Consider the following 16,206-nt stretch of genomic DNA (forward strand, 5'->3'; position numbering starts at 1 on the left):
CGAGAAACAGCTTCAAGCCTCCAGCTTCAAGCTTCCAGCTCGAGAGCCAACGGCTCGACCAGTTTTGCCTGGTGACCATAGAGTGTTGGAACCACCCGATCCCATCCCGAACTCGGAAGTGAAACGACACATCGCCGATGGTAGTGTGGGGCTTCCCCATGTGAGAGTAGGTCATCGCCAGGCATTGAATATAGCAAAACCCCAGTTGAGAGATCGGCTGGGGTTTTTGCTTTGCCCTATAAAGTTGCAAAAGAACTGGTCGTTGAACGACACATGCCCGGGCTGCATTACCGATGGTAGCGCGAGACTTCCCCATGTAACATAATCGTCGGGAACAATCTGGAAGCCGGTGTTCAGAACCTGTTTGTTGGCACCTTTTAAAAGTAAAGGGCTTTCGTTTATTCGATAAAGCCTGTTCCTAGCATGTGAACCTTGCCAGTCATAATCCATTCTATCCCGGTGCAAAGCAAATCAATGGGTTCGGAAGAGAAATTTGGGTTGCCATTCAGTATCTGTTTTAGTTGAGCTGAGCCAGACTATCCGTAAAAAAACGGATTGTCTGGCTATTCTTTCCGCTCAAACAGTTCATCCATGTCTGAGTTGCTGAGATCCCGGTCTCTGAAAGGATAATCAGAGCGCCCAATCAAGATCGTGTCTGTATGTCAGTGCTTAGATGTACGATTCACTTTCAAGGAGTTAGCCATGAACCTGAACGACTCTGGTCTTTTTAAACAGCAGGCTTACATCAATGGAAATTGGCTCAGCGCCATAGAAACGCTCCCCGTTGATAACCCGGCTACAGGCAAGGTGATTGCCCACATTCCGATGCTGAGCGCTTCAGATGTTCAAAGTGCAATAAAGGCTGCAGAAAAAGCCTTTATTGAATGGCGAGCAAAAACTGCAGCAGAGCGTTCGGGTTTACTTCGCAAGTGGTACCAATTGATTCTGGATAATAAGGAAGATCTGGCCACATTGATGACCGCAGAACAGGGTAAACCGCTGTCAGAATCCAGGAGCGAAGTGGCGTACGGGGCTTCTTACGTAGAATGGTACGCCGAAGAGGCCAAACGAGCTTATGGTGATCTGATTCCTGCTACCAAAAACAGCCAGAGAATTATGGTCAAACGGGAACCGGTAGGCGTGGTCGCTGCAATAACGCCGTGGAATTTTCCCAATGCCATGATCACCCGAAAAGCAGCTCCGGCCCTGGCTGCAGGCTGTACCATTATTATCAAGCCTTCCGAGCTGACGCCTCTCTCGGCTTTTGGCCTGACAGAACTGGCAGAGCGCGCGGGTATTCCAGCAGGTGTCATTAATATTGTCACAGGAGATGCCAAAGCAATTGGTGCTGAGTTAACGGGTAGTTCTGTAATACGAAAACTGTCGTTTACAGGCTCGACAGCTGTGGGCAAGTTATTGATGAAGCAATGCGCCGATTCTGTTAAAAAAATCTCAATGGAGCTGGGTGGTAACGCGCCTTTCATCGTTTTTGATGATGCCAATATTGATCAGGCGGTTCAGGGGGCCATAGCCTCCAAGTATCGAAATTCAGGCCAGACCTGTGTTTGTATGAATCGTCTCTTTGTGCAGGACGGTATCTATGATGAGTTCATTGAAAAGTTTTCCGAGGCAGTCTCCAGACTTACAGTAGGTTCCGCAACGGACGGAGACTTTGATCTGGGGCCATTAATCAACGAGGCTGCAATGCTGAAGATTAGGAGTATTGTCGATGATGCATTGGCCAAAAAAGCTCGATTGCTCACAGGTGGTCGCTCTCATAATCTTGGTGGCCTGTTCTACGAGCCAACTGTTCTCACAGATGCTTCCATAGAGATGAAGTGCTATCAGGAAGAGGTGTTTGGACCCATAGCCCCTGTCTTCCGGTTTCAGTACGAAGAGGACGTGGTCAAAATGGCTAACGATAGTCAATATGGTTTGGCTGCGTACTTTTATGCCAGTGACATTAGTCGTGTATTCAGGGTAGCCGAGGCACTGGAGTATGGTATGGTGGCTGTTAATGAGGGTGTGTTATCCACAGAGGTAGCTCCGTTTGGGGGCATCAAGGAGTCAGGTATTGGTCGGGAAGGGTCAAAGTATGGTCTGGACGAGTATCTGGAAATGAAATATGTACTGTTAGGAGGCATCAACGCTTCCTGAGAGCAGTCAGAAGCCTTACATCATCAAAGGTGGTTTAGAGAAGATTAAGGTGCCAGATCAGGAAGCCCGAGGTTGGCGGTCGGGCTTAAGCCCGATCTGGCAAGAAGTGATTGAATGGATTAATCCATAGTCAATCATGCGGCCACAGCAGCATCGCCTTCAAAACTGTTTCTGATCAGGTAATCAAAAGCACCCAACGAGGCGTTGGCGCCGCTGCCCATAGCAATAATAATTTGCTTGTAAGGTGCGGTTGTCACGTCACCGGCCGCAAAAACACCTGGAATCGATGTTTCGCCCCGGCCATCAACAACAATTTCGCCGCGTGGGGTTAATTCCATTGCTCCTTTAAGGAATTCGGTATTGGGTACCAGACCAATCTGAACAAAAATACCTTCCAGTTCTAAACTGACTTCGTCGTCAGTATTACGATCTTTATAAGTCAGGCCATTTACTTTATTACCGTCGCCCAGTACTTCTTTCGTCAGTGCGCTGGTAATGATAGTGACATTCTTTAGAGAACGCAGTTTGCGCTGGAGTACTTCGTCAGCTCTTAACTGGCTGTCAAACTCAATCAGAGTGACCTGGGCAACAATGCCTGCCAGATCAATAGCCGCTTCAACACCTGAGTTACCACCGCCAATCACCGCAACACGTTTGCTCTTAAAGAGAGGTCCGTCACAGTGTGGGCAGTAAGCGACTCCTTTGCCTCGGTATTCCTGCTCGCCGGGCACATTCATTTCTCTCCAGCGGGCACCGGTTGCCATCAGTACCGTTTTACTTTTCAGGCTTGCGCCACTTTCCAGTTGGATTTCTACCAGTTCTCCGGCACTGCGGTTGTTTTCAATCAGGGCGCTGGCGCGCTGGTTACTCATAACATCCACATCATAGTCAAGAACGTGCTGCTCCAGATTGGCCACCAGTTTCGGGCCTTCTGTTTCCTTAACGGAGATGAAGTTTTCAATGGCCATGGTATCCATAACCTGCCCACCAAAGCGATCGGCCACCAGACCGGTGCGAATGCCTTTGCGAGCGGCATAGATAGCGGCAGCCGCTCCGGCAGGACCGGCGCCTACAATCAGCAGGTCATAAGGATCTTTATTGTTGATGGCCTCTGCTGCAAGTTTTTCAGCGTTCACGTCCAGTTTGGCAACGATTTCTGCGGTACTCATACGACCATGACCAAATGGCTCGCCGTTAACAAATACAGCAGGTACGGCCATTATCTGTTTTCCATCCACCTCATCCTGAAACAAGGCTCCGTCGATCATGGTGTGCTGGATACCAGGATTCAGCACAGCCATCAGGTTGAGAGCCTGCACGACCTCAGGGCAGTTCTGGCAGGAGAGGGAAATATAGGTTTCAAAATTGAAATCGCCTTGCAATTGTTTGATCTGCTCGAGCAAATCAGCTTCCAGCTTGGCTGGATGACCGCCGCTCTGCAGAATCGCCAGTATCAATGAGTTAAATTCGTGGCCCATTGGTAGCCCGGCAAAGCGGATTGCAGGGCGATTGTCCTGACCTTGAATGGCCATGGAAGGTTTTCTTACCAGATCGTTGTCGTTTTTACTTAACGTGATCTGGCTGGAGAGTGATTCTAGGTCTTTAGCCAGTGAAGCCATTTCCTGTGATTTCGCAGAGTCATCAAGAGACACAACGATCTCAACAGGCGTTTTCAGGTTCTGAAAGTAAGCTTCCAATTGCTTTTTGATATTTGCATCTAACATGATTGACTCGCTTGATCGTTTCGATTGGGTTCAGGCTCCCTCTGTTGAGTGATGGCAGGGAGCCCGGGCGTTTTAGATTTTGCCGACCAGGTCCAGGGAAGGTGCCAGTGTTTCTTCACCTGGTTGCCATGCAGCCGGGCATACCTGACCAGGGTTCTCTGCGATGAACTGAGCCGCCTGAATCTTGCGAACCAGGTCTCCAGCGTTACGGCCAATACCTGAATCGTTGGTTTCAACGACTTTGATTTCACCTTCGGGGTTCATAACAAAGGTGCCCCGCAGAGCCAGACCTTCTTCTTCGATCATGACTTCAAAGTTGCGAGTGATCTGACCTGTTGGGTCGCCGATCATTGGGTATTTGATCTTGTTGATGGTCTCAGAGCTGTCGTGCCACGCTTTGTGAGTGAAGTGAGTGTCTGTGGAGACAGAGTAAACTTCAACACCCATGGCTTGAAGCTGTTCGTAGTGGTCGGCCAGGTCGCCCAGTTCAGTGGGGCAAACAAAGGTGAAGTCTGCCGGGTAGAAGAAGACAACAGACCACTTGCCTTTCAGGCTCTCTTCGGTCACTTCAACGAAGTCGCCATTGTGAAAAGCAGTGGCTTTGAACGGCTTGATTTGAGTATTAATGAGAGACATGGTTTATTCCTTCTTACTGATAGTCATTTTGTTTTTTAGTCAGCCGTTTTCGGTGGCGACATGGAAAGAATATGTTGATCTGATTGATTGGTATAATTAATCATTCAAATTTTGTTAATAGTCTTAATCTATTATACGGCTGGCGGGTTATATTTCTTCGCCCGTTCCAGTATCTTTGAAGGAGTCGATTTAAAACAACTCAGGGAAGGCTATGGTGCGACAGGGATGCATGTTGACGCTGATATTGGGATCAGTAAGCGTACTCGGTGCTCAAGATCATCAACCTGGCGAGGTACTCAAAGACTGGCTTAAAACTTATCAGCTATCAGACAGACCCATTGCGGATATTGAAGGGCCCGGGATTCATTCAGACCTCAGTCAACTTGGGAAAAAACTTTTCTTCAGCCCCGATCTCAGCCTTGATGGCAAAGTGGCTTGCTCGACCTGTCATCACCCGAGGCTGGCTGGGGCAGACAGTCTGGCTCTGCCCGTTGGAGTGACCGTTGATGATCCTTTTCTGACCGGGCAGCAGAGATTGGATCAATTAATTAAGCTCAGCCCGGACGACTATGTTCGTCATTTGATTCCACGTAATTCTCCTACGGTTTTCAATGTCTCTCTTTATCGAAAGAATTTGTTCTGGGACGGTAGGGTCCAGTATGTGGATTCTGACGTTTCCAGTCGAAAGATAAAAGTCGGTGGTGGTTATTCCGAACTTCCCACCAGTCGTTATCAGACCCATAGCCTGCTTCAGGCTCAGGCCAGGCTGCCGATGGTGTCACCTTTTGAAATGAAGGGGCTGTCCGATGCCAGTCATAATAACCTGGAGATACATCAGCTCATTGTGAGTCGGCTGGCTTCAAGTGATGAGTGGTGCAGACAATTCAAAAGCGTTTTTTCTCCGCAAGACGCCAATGTTTCCTGTGAAGCGGTGGTTCAAATTGACACATTGACAGAGGCTCTGGCGGCTTTTCAGGCAGACTTGGTATTGATTGAAAACCGCTTCTTTGGATTCCTCAATAATAAAAATAAGCTGTCAGAATCTGAAATGAAGGGCGCCCGACTGTTCTTCACAGCGGTCAGTGAGGGTGGGGCTGGTTGTTCAGGCTGTCATTCAGGGAGTCATTTCTCGGATGAACAATTCTACAATCTGGGCATAGAACCTTCAGGTCCTGGGGTGAATGGCAGGGGATTGGACTACGGTAGAAGCAATATCGAACCTGACACTGACACTTTTTCATTCAGGACGCCGAGCCTTTTGAATATTTCACGGACAGCCCCTTATTTTCACAACGGCAGTGCAGCGACCCTCTCTGAAGCCATTAAAGCTCATATCAGAAACAAGCCTGAAAAGAGCTTGTCTGACAGCAATAAGGGTGACAGTAATAGGAGTGATGTCGCTTATATGAAGCGTTCATTGACGACGATTCGGGAAAAAGCAGCGCAATCTCCCTTTCAGAAGCTTTTACCCGAAGCGCTCTCCGATCAACAAGTAGATCAACTATCAGCCTTCCTGGAGACGCTGACGGACCCCTGTTTGCTCTATGAGTCCTGCTTTCAGGTGTTTATTGATGATCAGCCGATCGTGACGCCTTTTACCAGGCCAGTTTCTTTAGAAGAGTCTTCAGCAGAAAAGTTATCAGCTTTACCCAGACAGACCGTTGAGAAAATCGAAATTCGTACTCCGTCGTTTGAGAAGTGTGTTGCCACTCCGGCGGTTATCCCGGTAGCAAAAACTAATCAGAACAGACTCTGGTTCAGAGAAGCAGGTGCTGAAAAGGGCATTGACCACAGGCGCAAAGTCGGTCTGATAAAGCCTGGATGGATCATGGATGTGATTAACTGGGGAGGAGTGAGCGCCGCAGATTTGAATCGAGACTGTCTGGATGATCTGGTCTTCGCTGATAACGATAATAGAGTTTGGGTTTATTACCAGCAGTCCAATGGCCAGTTCAAGCAGCAAAACATTCTTTTGAAGGGGGCAGAGCTTAAGGGTGTGATTACTCCACTGGTAGGGGATCTTGATGGCGATTACCAACCGGATCTTTTCCTGGGTAATGATGGACGATTTTATCCACAGGTGGTTTATGATTTTACTCGAGCCCCTGAGTCTCTGGTCTTTTCTGACGTCTCGGGACCGACACTGAATGCCAGTTTTGGTGATCTGGATCAGGATGGTGATCTGGATGCCGTGATGGCATTCTGGCGCACTTACAAGTCGGTCAGGCAACCGCAAATATGGCGCAATTCTGGTTATCGTCAGATGCAGCCCGCTGATTCTAAAGTTCCTGAATTAAGAGAAAGTTATGGGCCGATTACTTTAAATGATGGTCTGATTCATCAGAAACATGAAGCGCCAGTATTCGGTGGGGACGACTTTACCTTTACCCCTAATTTTGCTGACGTTAATCAGGATGGTATTTCTGATATTCTGATGACAGCCGACTTTTTTACCACGCAGCTTTGGAAGAATACCGGCACTGAGTTGCAGGATGTCACCGATATCAGGGAGGTCCATGGTAGTTTTGGTATGGGAGCAGCGATTGCGGATTTTGATAATGATGGCGATCTGGACTGGTTTGAAAGCAGTATTTTCAGCCTTAGTCAAAGCAGCAGTTATACGGGCAACCGCTTGTATCAGAATGAAGGTGACTATCAATTCCGGAATGTCACGGAAAATTCCGGCCTTCGCGAAGGCGGTTGGGGCTGGGGAAGCTGTGCGGCGGATTTTAATAATGATGGTCTGTTGGATATCTTTCATGCCACTGGCTACGGTAATATTCCGGAAACAGCGACCTATCCCAGCCAAGATTATAAGACACTGGCCACGCAAATTCTGAATAACCACAGTGAATTTCAACAATCCAGAGCACGACTATTTATTAATTTGGGTGAGATGACCTTTAAAGAACAGGCTCTGGAAGTCGGGCTTGAAAAGGCTATAGATGGCAGGGGAATCAGTTGTTTTGATTACCAGCAAGATGGCGATATTGATATCGTAGTGAGTAACTGGGAAGGTTCTCCCGATTTTTTTGTCAATTCAAATCCGGACAATCATCACTGGCTTTCTGTGCGACTCATCGGCCCTCCCGGTAATACGGAAGCGCTTGGGGCTAAAATAAGGCTGTATAGTCAGGATGGAACACAGTTCCGTGAAGTCCGTTTTGAAAATAACTTCGTTTCTACCAATCCCAGGCAGCAGCACTTTGGATTAAAACAATTAGAAAAGGTAGATCGGTTAGTCATTGACTGGCCAAAGCCTTATTCAGCCAGGACGGTTCTGGAAAACCCCCGAATTAATCAGCGACACCTTGTTTTTCATCCAGTATTAAATCAGTAGCCTCCATCGGGCACGAACAGGTACCCGAGAGACTCAAAAACTTTTCCAGTTATCTTATCTCTCGGTATTCTTTTTAAAAGCAAGTCTAAGAGCAAGTTTTGCGAACAAAAAGATAAGGAAACAACTTTAATTTCTCATCGGCAGTCAGGTTATTCATCTGTTTAATATTTCTATCGGGAATGCCATCGGGGTCCGGGTGGCTGGCCAGGGCCTTTTCAAGACTGTCTTCCCGGATAATATGCAGAAGAGGGTAGGGTGAGCGGTTGGTCAGGTTCTCATCATCATCCGGGTCGGTATCGGCGAAGCAGTAGTTTGGGTGAAAACTAGCTATCTGGAACTGACCTTCCCAGTGGAAGCCGCGAAGCAGGGCATCCACATGATGTAGAAACTGGTTATAGTCATCAAAATCCTGAAGCATGTCCGGAATGACAATCAGGGTGGTTTCCAGTTCACTGGCCGGTGTTTCGGCGGCCAGCGTCAGTTCAGACTGCAACGTCTCCAGCAGGGCTTCTTCCGAGGTATCCCTTGAGAGGGTGATACGAATCTGGTTGTGCTGCTCTGGCCAGGCCGCAAAGGGGCAGAGATCCAGGCCGATCACTACCTCTTTAAGCCACTGGCTGACTGCTTCAATCTCTTTACTCATAAGGTGAAGTCCGGGTTAATGTGTTACGAAGTATGGCAGAAAGCGCGTTTCGGAGCACGAAAGTGGCAGGGATAGACAACAGTGCTGCGCTGTTGATTTCAGTAAAAATACCGTAATGTTGACCAGTAATTATCTAACCTGTGCTGATGAGAGAGCGTGCATGTCTGCAAGTGAAATGGCTGTGGCCATTCTTTTGGTCCTGATCTGTTCTGCATTATCCTGGCTGTTTGCCAGACAGAGAGCGGCTGCCGAATTGGCAAAGCTGGCTGCACAAATGCAGCAGCAGGATCACAGAATTTCTGAACTTGTCGCAGAGCAGGAACAGCATTCCATTGCGAGAGAAAAGCTGCAACAGGACAATCGTGACCTGCACATTTTAAAAGGAAAACTGGAAACTCTGTTGAGTAATGAAAAGCGCAGAGCTGAAGAAAAGGAAGAGCTGCTCAGGAAAGGTCTGCTTAAACAGCAGGATGAGCAGGAGGCCCGGTTCAGTGCAGAAAAGCAGGTCAGGGAGCTGAAGGTCAGGTTGGAGGAGCAGCAGTTGCAAAATGAAAAGTCATTGCGGCAGCTGGAAGACAATAAACAGGCGCTCAAGGAAGAATTTGGCAATCTGGCTAACGAGATTCTGGAAGCCAAGAGTCAATCGGTTTCACAGCAGCATCAGGCAGGTCTGGAAAATCTGCTAAAACCTTTTAAAGAACAACTGGGTGAGTTTCGCAACAAGGTCGAAGAAGCCAGAAAAGCGGATAATGAAGGTCGCGCTGCGCTCAAACAACAGCTGGAAACTCTGCATAATCTGAACCAGAAGATCACCAATGAAGCAGGCAACCTTGCCAGAGCCCTTAAAGGTGATAAAAAGTTACAGGGCAACTGGGGGGAATTGCAGGTTGCAAAGATTCTGGAAAGCAGTGGCCTGATTAGAGGGCAGGAGTTCGAGCGGGAAGCCAATTTCAAGGATGAAGAAGGCCAGAACAAGCGGCCTGACTTTATCGTCTATCTACCGGAACAAAAGCATCTGATCATTGACTCCAAAGTTTCGCTGGTGGACTATCTGAGTTATGTTAATGCCGAAACCGATGCTGAGCGTGAAGTTGCTCTGAAGCGACATATACAAAGCATCCGGAATCACATCCGGAGTCTTAACGAAAAAGATTATCCCTCGCTGCCAGAGGTTAAAGCTCCTGACTTCGTCTTTATGTTCATGCCTGTTGAACCCGCTTTCATGGTGGCCTTCCAGCATGACCAACAACTATTCAATGAGGCTTTTGAGAAGCGTATTGTGGTTGTGACACCCACCACGCTGCTGGCCACGCTCAGGACAGTGTCTAATCTCTGGACGATAGAAAGACAGAATGCCAATGCCCGAAAACTGGCTGACAAGGCTCGTCAGGTGTACGACAAGCTTCGTGTTTTTGTTGAAAAGATGGAAAAGCTGGATCAACAACTGACCAGTGTCAGAAGCACTTATGATGACGCTATGGGAAACTTGAAGCATGGTCGGGGGAATCTGATATCTCAGGCGGATCAGTTCCTAACCCTGGGAGTGCGTGTTAAAAAAGAGCTGCCCAGACAGACGCTGGAAACAGCTGACCTGGGAAGCGATAGAGTCATTGAGTCTGATCAGCAATCTATTCAGGGTGATGAACTCTGATGAAACTGTTTATCGGTTTTCTGCATCGACACCGGATTCGAAAATGCCCAATGTCTGCAACTTTTCATATTCCTTAAGCTGGAAGTTTGCAGGCACGACCAGACAGGCTTGTTCGGTCATGACATCAAGTTGTTATAGATGACCTGCCCGAGATGATTGTTTTCCTGTGGCCGACAGCCGTTTAATAGACCAGAAGCCCCGGTTTATGGAGTGAAGCAATGAAAAATGTACTGATTACCGGCTGTTCATCCGGCATTGGTCTGGCGTTGGCCCTGGAGTTGGATCAGAGGGGTTATAGGGTCTGGGCCACAGCAAGAAAGCTGGAATCAATCAGACATCTGTCAGATAAAAGTATCAGGACAGCAGAGTTGGATGTTACCGATGAAGACCAGGTTGGCAGGATACTGGCAGAGATTCAGGATGAAGAAGGTAAGCTGGATGTTCTGATCAATAATGCAGGCTATGGCGGAATGGGAGCAGTGGCTGAGTTACCCAGAGAAGAACTTCTGAAGCAATTTGAGACCAATGTATTTGCTCCGGTGTTGTTAGCCAATAAAGTTATCAAGGAAATGTGTACTAATAAGGAAGGAACAATCATTAATATTGGCAGTGTTTCAGGAGAAGTTACCACGCCCTTCTCAGGGCTTTACTGTGCTTCAAAAGCTGCCTTCAACGCCTTTTCAGATGCTATGAGGATGGAGCTTCAGCCGTTTGGCATAAGAGTTCTGACCGTATTGCCCGGAGCCATCAAATCCCGTTTTGCAGAGAATGCCAATGAAGCTCTTGACCGGGTTTTTTCAGAAGGCTCTCTGTATTTTCCTATCGAAGAGGGAGTCAGAGCACGAGCGAATGCCTCTCAGGATAGGCCCACCCCTGCCAAAAAAGTAGCATCAGAGATTGCTGCATGGCTGGAGTCATCAAGCCAGCAGGGCATTTTAAGAGTGGGCAATGGCAGTAGGGCGCTGCCCGGGCTCAAAAGATGTCTGCCTGTTTCATGGTTTGAGGCTATTCTCAGACGCAAGTTCGGACTTAGCCGTTTAACAGTTAAGTAATTGTCCTAAAAGTAGAAAAAAAGTGCATTTTGGCTTTGCCTTTCAGACGGTCCTGCTATAAAGTACGGCTCCGTTCGCAGCAACAGATGCGGGCGACGACAATGGTGAGGTGTCCGAGTGGCCGAAGGAGCACGCCTGGAAAGTGTGTATACGGAAACGTATCGAGGGTTCGAATCCCTCCCTCACCGCCAGTGAACAACTTAGTATTACGCGCTCGTAGCTCAGCTGGATAGAGTACCTGGCTACGAACCAGGCGGTCGTAGGTTCGAATCCTACCGAGCGCGCCATCTTCAGAAAGCCCTATTTTTATAGGGCTTTTTGTCGTTTTGGGGATGGGTTTTTCTGGCTCTCTGTTTGTTTGATAATCATCCCCTGTCTTATAACTGCGTACTTGGAAAATTCCTGAAAAAGCCGATTTTTGGCCATTTTTGGGCCGTTTTTTCTCTCTCCTCTCTAAATAACGTACTTCGGCTACTTTGAAGTACGTTACTTGATTTCCTCTTTATAATCAGTGATTTGCAGGTGTTTTTTAGTTTCTGGGACGGGTGTTGGGTTTGCACTTTTATAGCGGTGTGGGCGGGGTGTTGTCGGCGAACTTTTTGATTATTTTTTACTGCTTTTTTTCTCCACAGAGGAACTGTATTTGTTCTAAAGTGTACAATATTTTATACAGAGTGCTAAGCTGTTGGATAACGAAAAGCAGATTTTCTGGATGGGTAGCTCCCTGGAAGACCTGCTTGAATTCCTGGGTATGGCCAAGCGAGAAGCGGGTTATCAATTAAGCCGGGTACAGCATGATCTCGACCCTGAACACTGGAAGGATTTCAAGACAGTGGGAGCGGGTGTCAGGGAAATTATCATCTCGGAAGAAGGTGGTGCTTTTCGAGTGATGTATTTGGCCAAGTTTGAGGAAGCTGTATACGTGCTTCACAGTTTTCAAAAGAAAACCCAACAAACCAGTAAGCACGACAAGCAAGTAGCAGCTCGCCGTTACAAGCAGGTTCTGGCAGAACGGAGCAAAAGGAGGAAGGACGGATGAGTATTAAGAACATCGGACATACGACACCAACAGGTGGCAACGTTTTTGCCGACCTGGGCTTTTCCCCTGAAGAAGCAAAGAAACTGAAAGAGGAAGCTGAGGGTAAAATTAAAGCGGATCTCAAGATTCAACTGATGGTAGAAATTACAAAGGCCATCAGAGATCGCCAGCTGAAGCAGGAAGAAGCTGCACGGTTGTTGAATGTGAGCAGACCCAGAGTCTCTGATGTGATGACAGGGAAGGCCAGCAAGTTCACCATTGATGCATTGGTGGAAATGCTACAAAAACTGGGTCTTTCAGTGACACTCAAAGTCGCTTGAGGCAGGGAGGGAGTGAATCAATCTTCCGATACCCCCAAAGCCTTCTTCTGCTCAGACCAGAGCAAGGGGAAAGGGCTTCATTTTCTATAGAAGTCTGCGCCTATGCTGTATGCCTTTTCGATCACAGGGGCAAAATCCGGCTAAGGCGTTGCCTCATATACTTTACGATTATCTTGAGCTGGTTGACTGGAGTGGGCTTGCAGTCCGATCCGATAAGAAAAGTTCAATCCGATCAGATATCCCACCCATTCTGAGCCGACTGGAAATTGATTCAAATGAATGGCTCAAAACCATGAGATGGAATAACCGCTTCTATCGGGCAGTGGGCAGGCTAGAAGTCATGAAAACTTTTGCTCGGGAAATGGGGCAGCAATGGGTACAGGGGTTGTTTACCTGTAGTCGTTTATTTTCATGGCGTAAGCTGATTGTCCGACTTTTCCGTTGTTAGTTTGTTGCTCCTGTCATCTGGGGAACTCTGCTATTTCTGATTTTTCCCCTTTTTAAGTGATTCGCTTGTTGTTTGTTATGGTAAACGATTAATATCCTCATTTGAGAGGCTGTCAGGGCTTAATGGACTGCTGGGCTCGCGGCTTTTGGGTTGTTGCGGAACATAATCAGCCTTAACCTTCGAGATATAGCTTCACATTTGCTTTTTTTGCAGCTTTCGCCAGTGCATCATCCAGAGTAGCAAGTGGCAGTCCTTCACGAATAGCCAATTCTAAATAGGCTGCATCATAACTACTGAGATTGTAATTTCTGGCAAGCCCCAGTGTTCGACTAAACGCCTGATTAGACGTTAATGGATCGGCGAAAATAGGCAGATTTTCCAGTTGAGCAAGAAAACCTTCAGACAGGGCAATGTCTATATCACCTCTGCGCTCTGACCGAGACACTACATTACACACTTCCAGATGCCAGAGATTTGGGACAATTGCATCAACCGAAGCCAGTGCTGCCATAACATCTTCGGCATACTGCTGATCAGAAGTATCTTCTGTTTTCAATAGCCAGCGCATTGTTACAGAATTGTCCAACACGAAGTCTGTCTTCATCTGCGACCTTCTTCACGAAGAGCTTTCAAATCTACATCAGATATTGTTGGCTTCTTCATCTTTAGTAGATTATTGATGGCTGCTTGAGCCTTCAAACGACTTTTTGCTCGACTGGGGATGAGGTCAGCAATCGGTTTGCCACGGTTTGTTATAGTAAAAGCTTCTCCAGCCTCAACACGGCGAAGAATTTCTGGGAGTTTGGTTTTGGCATCATAAGAGCCAATTTCTTCAAGCATTTGAGTAGCCTCTTTTTTTTGGTTTATATAGACCAGTATACTAGTCTATTAATGTTATGCAATAAAGAAAAAAGAACACCCTTATATTTGACAAATAAGCCAGCTTGCCCAGTTTTTCCCTGTCGCTGATATTTAGTTCCGGCAGGAGAGGTTATTTCTGTGCACGAAGTTCTTTGATCGACCCAGGTTCCACGCCTTATTATCACTGTACAGCTTGATGCGTGTGCAGAGCGTATTTGTGTGGAGAGGATTATTTGACGGGCAAGAACTACGAGCATCGTCGGCAGTGGGTTGTAGATAAGCTGAGGGAACTGGTTTCAATCTTTTCTATAGAAGTCTGTGCCTATGCTGTTATGTCTAATCACTACCATGTGGTTTTGCATATCAATGAGAAACCTGCCAGAGAGTGGGCAAGAGATGAAATTTTGAGTCGATGGACAAGGCTTTTCACAGGGCCGCTTCTGGTTCAGAGGTATCTTGCTGCTGACCAGCTGAGTCACTCGGAACTGACTCGTGTGGACGAATTTGCTGAAGAATATCGAAATCGTTTAACGAATATCAGCTGGTTCATGCGTTGCCTGAACGAATATCTTGCCCGTGAGGCTAACCAGGAAGATGACTGCAAAGGTCGCTTCTGGGAAGGACGGTTTAAAAGTCAGGCGTTGTTGGATGAGGCAGCATTGTTAACCTGCATGGCCTATGTTGACCTGAATCCGCTCCGTGCCGAAATGTCGGAAACTCCAGAAGGATCAGACTACACGTCGATTCAGGAACGAATTGAAAATTTGGCAGGTTCTGATACCCGAAAGCAGCCAGTCACCCTTATGCCTTTTCGATCACAGGGGCAAAATCCGGCTAAGGCGTTGCCTTATATACTTCACGATTATCTTGAGCTGGTTGACTGGAGTGGGCGTGCAGTCCGATCTGATAAGAAAGGTTCAATCCCTTCAGATATCCCACCCATTCTGAGCCAACTGGAAATTGATTCAAATGAATGGCTCAAAACCATGAGATGGAATAACCGCTTCTATCGCGCAGTGGGCAGGCTGGAAGCCATGAAGACTTTTGCTCGGGAAATGGGGCGGCAATGGGTACAGGGGTTGTTTACCTGTAGTCGTTTATTTCATGGCGTAAGCTGGTTGCCCGACTTTTCCGTTGTTATTTGTTGCTCCTGTCATCTGGGGAGCTCTGCTATTTCTGACTTTTCCTCTTTTTGAGTGATTCGCTTGTTGTTTGTTTTGATAAACAATTAATATCCTCATTTGAGTGGCTGTCAGAGCTTAATGGACTGTTGGGCTCGCGGCTTTTGGGCGGTGTTTATTACGGTTTATTTTATATGGATGTCCTATTTTTTTTATATGGATGTCCTATTTTTTGGATGTCCTATTTTTTATTTTTTATCACAATGTTATCAGTCGGGTCTCGGGCATTACTGCCAATCTGGTAGCTCATGATTTTACCGCTGGTAATATCTCCCTGGCACTTCGAGGCAGTGTTATTGAGGCTTCTCGCCGGTGACTGATGAAGCGCAAGAAACCTTTGGTGTGGCGGGTGAATTGATTCCTTTTGAGCATTTACCTGATTTGGATCAGACCATTACGGTAAAAGACAGCCCGGATACCGTATTGGTAGAAGGTGACGACCACCAACTGATGAAATCTGGCATTCAGGTCATTGAAGGTGGTGGTATTGATGACCAGGGCATCAAGGTCAGTTACACCCCACTTAAGGCTAATACGGTACAAGCCCTCGTAGAGTCCGGGCGAGAGTTTACCTTGTTTATGAAAGGGTTGAATGATGCTCAGGAGGGGTTGCCCTTCAATATCAGAGTACATCGAGTGAAGTTCTCTCCGGTACAGAATCTGGGCTTTATCTCGGATGACTTCGCCAGCATTCCCCTACAAGTCGATGTGCTGGCGGATACGTCGATTTCAGGGAATGGGCTGAGTTCTTTCATGCAACTGGATCTGGCGGGCTAGTCGCTAAAATTTCCACGTGTTCCTTTTTGATGGGCAATACAAAATCTGTGTGATAAACGAGGTGCACTTTTCTTTTTTGGTGCTAATATGGTGCATATATGAACCAAGGAGAGAGTCTCATGCCCAGACAGAGCATCACGTTTACCGAGCCCAACGATGAGTGGCTCAAGGCTCAGGTTGACAGCAAAGAATACAGTAGTAAAAGCGATGTCATTAATGACCTGATCAGACAAGCCCGATCCAGAAAAAGTGAACTTGAAGCGATTCGTGAAGCACTGATCAAAGGAGAAAACAGTGGTATCAGCGAATTAACTCCTGAAGACATAGTGACCCAGGTACTGGAGCGAAAACGTAAAAATGGCGAGTTATAAGCTATC

At 47.2% G+C, this 16,206-nt stretch carries 16 protein-coding genes, 2 tRNA genes and 1 rRNA gene; 14 read left to right on the plus strand and 5 right to left on the minus strand.

Annotation, left to right across the window (positions count from 1 at the left end; all coding sequences use genetic code 11):
* Nucleotides 1-67 precede the first annotated feature (67 nt).
* Both rrf and ACO6V5_RS22675 read left to right on the plus strand, forming a co-directional pair.
* Nucleotides 68-183: ribosomal RNA gene (gene rrf / locus ACO6V5_RS22670) — 5S ribosomal RNA — on the plus strand.
* 519 nt (nucleotides 184-702) lie between these two features.
* A complete protein-coding gene (locus ACO6V5_RS22675; RefSeq protein WP_422135520.1) occupies nucleotides 703-2,157 on the plus strand; it encodes an NAD-dependent succinate-semialdehyde dehydrogenase in 1,455 nt (484 codons plus the stop codon).
* A gap of 134 nt (nucleotides 2,158-2,291) precedes the next feature.
* Here ACO6V5_RS22675 and ahpF read toward each other — a convergent pair whose 3' ends face one another.
* On the minus strand, nucleotides 2,292-3,881 hold the full coding sequence (gene ahpF / locus ACO6V5_RS22680; protein WP_422135519.1) for an alkyl hydroperoxide reductase subunit F: 1,590 nt from the start codon (nucleotides 3,879-3,881) through the stop codon (nucleotides 2,292-2,294).
* 72 nt (nucleotides 3,882-3,953) lie between these two features.
* Entirely contained in the window at nucleotides 3,954-4,517 is a 564-nt protein-coding gene (gene ahpC / locus ACO6V5_RS22685) for an alkyl hydroperoxide reductase subunit C (protein ID WP_422135518.1), read from the minus strand.
* A 229-nt stretch (nucleotides 4,518-4,746) separates the two neighbouring features.
* Between ahpC and ACO6V5_RS22690 the strand changes: the two genes are divergently transcribed.
* On the plus strand, nucleotides 4,747-7,857 hold the full coding sequence (locus ACO6V5_RS22690) for a cytochrome c peroxidase (RefSeq protein ID WP_422135517.1): 3,111 nt from the start codon (nucleotides 4,747-4,749) through the stop codon (nucleotides 7,855-7,857).
* Between the two features lie 85 nt (nucleotides 7,858-7,942).
* Here ACO6V5_RS22690 and ACO6V5_RS22695 read toward each other — a convergent pair whose 3' ends face one another.
* The gene (locus tag ACO6V5_RS22695) at nucleotides 7,943-8,500 is read right to left on the minus strand and encodes a DUF1415 domain-containing protein (protein ID WP_422135516.1); all 558 of its coding nucleotides are present in this window, start codon (nucleotides 8,498-8,500) and stop codon (nucleotides 7,943-7,945) included.
* A gap of 160 nt (nucleotides 8,501-8,660) precedes the next feature.
* Here ACO6V5_RS22695 and rmuC point away from each other — a divergent pair, with 160 nt between their 5' ends.
* The 7 genes from rmuC to ACO6V5_RS22730 all read left to right on the plus strand — a co-directional run bounded on the left by rmuC (nucleotide 8,661) and on the right by ACO6V5_RS22730 (nucleotide 13,010).
* Nucleotides 8,661-10,151, plus strand: coding sequence for a DNA recombination protein RmuC (gene rmuC / locus ACO6V5_RS22700; RefSeq protein ID WP_422413093.1), 1,491 nt, complete (start codon nucleotides 8,661-8,663; stop codon nucleotides 10,149-10,151).
* Nucleotides 10,152-10,369: 218 nt separating this feature from the next.
* Nucleotides 10,370-11,203, plus strand: a complete 834-nt coding sequence (locus tag ACO6V5_RS22705) for an SDR family oxidoreductase (protein WP_422413095.1) — start codon at nucleotides 10,370-10,372, stop codon at nucleotides 11,201-11,203.
* A 103-nt stretch (nucleotides 11,204-11,306) separates the two neighbouring features.
* Nucleotides 11,307-11,394, plus strand: a tRNA-Ser gene (locus tag ACO6V5_RS22710).
* Between the two features lie 19 nt (nucleotides 11,395-11,413).
* Nucleotides 11,414-11,490: transfer RNA gene (locus ACO6V5_RS22715), tRNA-Arg, on the plus strand.
* 425 nt (nucleotides 11,491-11,915) lie between these two features.
* On the plus strand, nucleotides 11,916-12,242 hold the full coding sequence (locus ACO6V5_RS22720; protein ID WP_422413097.1) for a type II toxin-antitoxin system RelE/ParE family toxin: 327 nt from the start codon (nucleotides 11,916-11,918) through the stop codon (nucleotides 12,240-12,242).
* Nucleotides 12,239-12,562: a helix-turn-helix domain-containing protein gene (locus ACO6V5_RS22725; protein ID WP_422413099.1), complete on the plus strand. Its 324-nt coding sequence runs from the start codon at nucleotides 12,239-12,241 to the stop codon at nucleotides 12,560-12,562. The genes ACO6V5_RS22720 and ACO6V5_RS22725 overlap by 4 nt, the downstream gene beginning before the upstream one ends.
* 148 nt (nucleotides 12,563-12,710) lie before the next feature.
* Nucleotides 12,711-13,010, plus strand: coding sequence for a hypothetical protein (locus ACO6V5_RS22730; protein ID WP_422492161.1), 300 nt, complete (start codon nucleotides 12,711-12,713; stop codon nucleotides 13,008-13,010).
* Nucleotides 13,011-13,182: 172 nt separating this feature from the next.
* Here the strand turns inward: ACO6V5_RS22730 and ACO6V5_RS22735 are convergent, their stop codons facing one another.
* Both ACO6V5_RS22735 and ACO6V5_RS22740 read right to left on the minus strand, forming a co-directional pair.
* On the minus strand, nucleotides 13,183-13,614 hold the full coding sequence (locus ACO6V5_RS22735) for a type II toxin-antitoxin system VapC family toxin (protein WP_422138997.1): 432 nt from the start codon (nucleotides 13,612-13,614) through the stop codon (nucleotides 13,183-13,185).
* A complete protein-coding gene (locus ACO6V5_RS22740; protein ID WP_422138996.1) occupies nucleotides 13,611-13,850 on the minus strand; it encodes a type II toxin-antitoxin system Phd/YefM family antitoxin in 240 nt (79 codons plus the stop codon). Before ACO6V5_RS22740 ends, ACO6V5_RS22735 begins: the two co-directional genes overlap by 4 nt.
* A 254-nt stretch (nucleotides 13,851-14,104) precedes the next feature.
* Between ACO6V5_RS22740 and ACO6V5_RS22745 the strand changes: the two genes are divergently transcribed.
* From ACO6V5_RS22745 to ACO6V5_RS22760, 4 genes are all read left to right on the plus strand, one after another.
* Entirely contained in the window at nucleotides 14,105-15,067 is a 963-nt protein-coding gene (locus tag ACO6V5_RS22745; protein WP_422138995.1) for a transposase, read from the plus strand.
* A 157-nt stretch (nucleotides 15,068-15,224) separates the two neighbouring features.
* Complete coding sequence (locus tag ACO6V5_RS22750; protein ID WP_422138994.1) at nucleotides 15,225-15,368, plus strand: hypothetical protein; 144 nt, start codon at nucleotides 15,225-15,227, stop codon at nucleotides 15,366-15,368.
* Nucleotides 15,365-15,829 carry a hypothetical protein gene (locus tag ACO6V5_RS22755; RefSeq protein WP_422138993.1) on the plus strand — a complete coding sequence of 155 codons (465 nt, stop codon included), beginning with the start codon at nucleotides 15,365-15,367 and terminating at the stop codon, nucleotides 15,827-15,829. The genes ACO6V5_RS22750 and ACO6V5_RS22755 overlap by 4 nt, the downstream gene beginning before the upstream one ends.
* Nucleotides 15,830-15,948: 119 nt before the next feature.
* Entirely contained in the window at nucleotides 15,949-16,200 is a 252-nt protein-coding gene (locus tag ACO6V5_RS22760; RefSeq protein ID WP_422138992.1) for a ribbon-helix-helix domain-containing protein, read from the plus strand.
* Nucleotides 16,201-16,206: the final 6 nt, after the last annotated feature.

It is taken from the genome of Endozoicomonas sp. ALD068 (genome assembly GCF_049310145.1).
Classification (GTDB): Bacteria; Pseudomonadota; Gammaproteobacteria; order Pseudomonadales; family Endozoicomonadaceae; genus Endozoicomonas_A.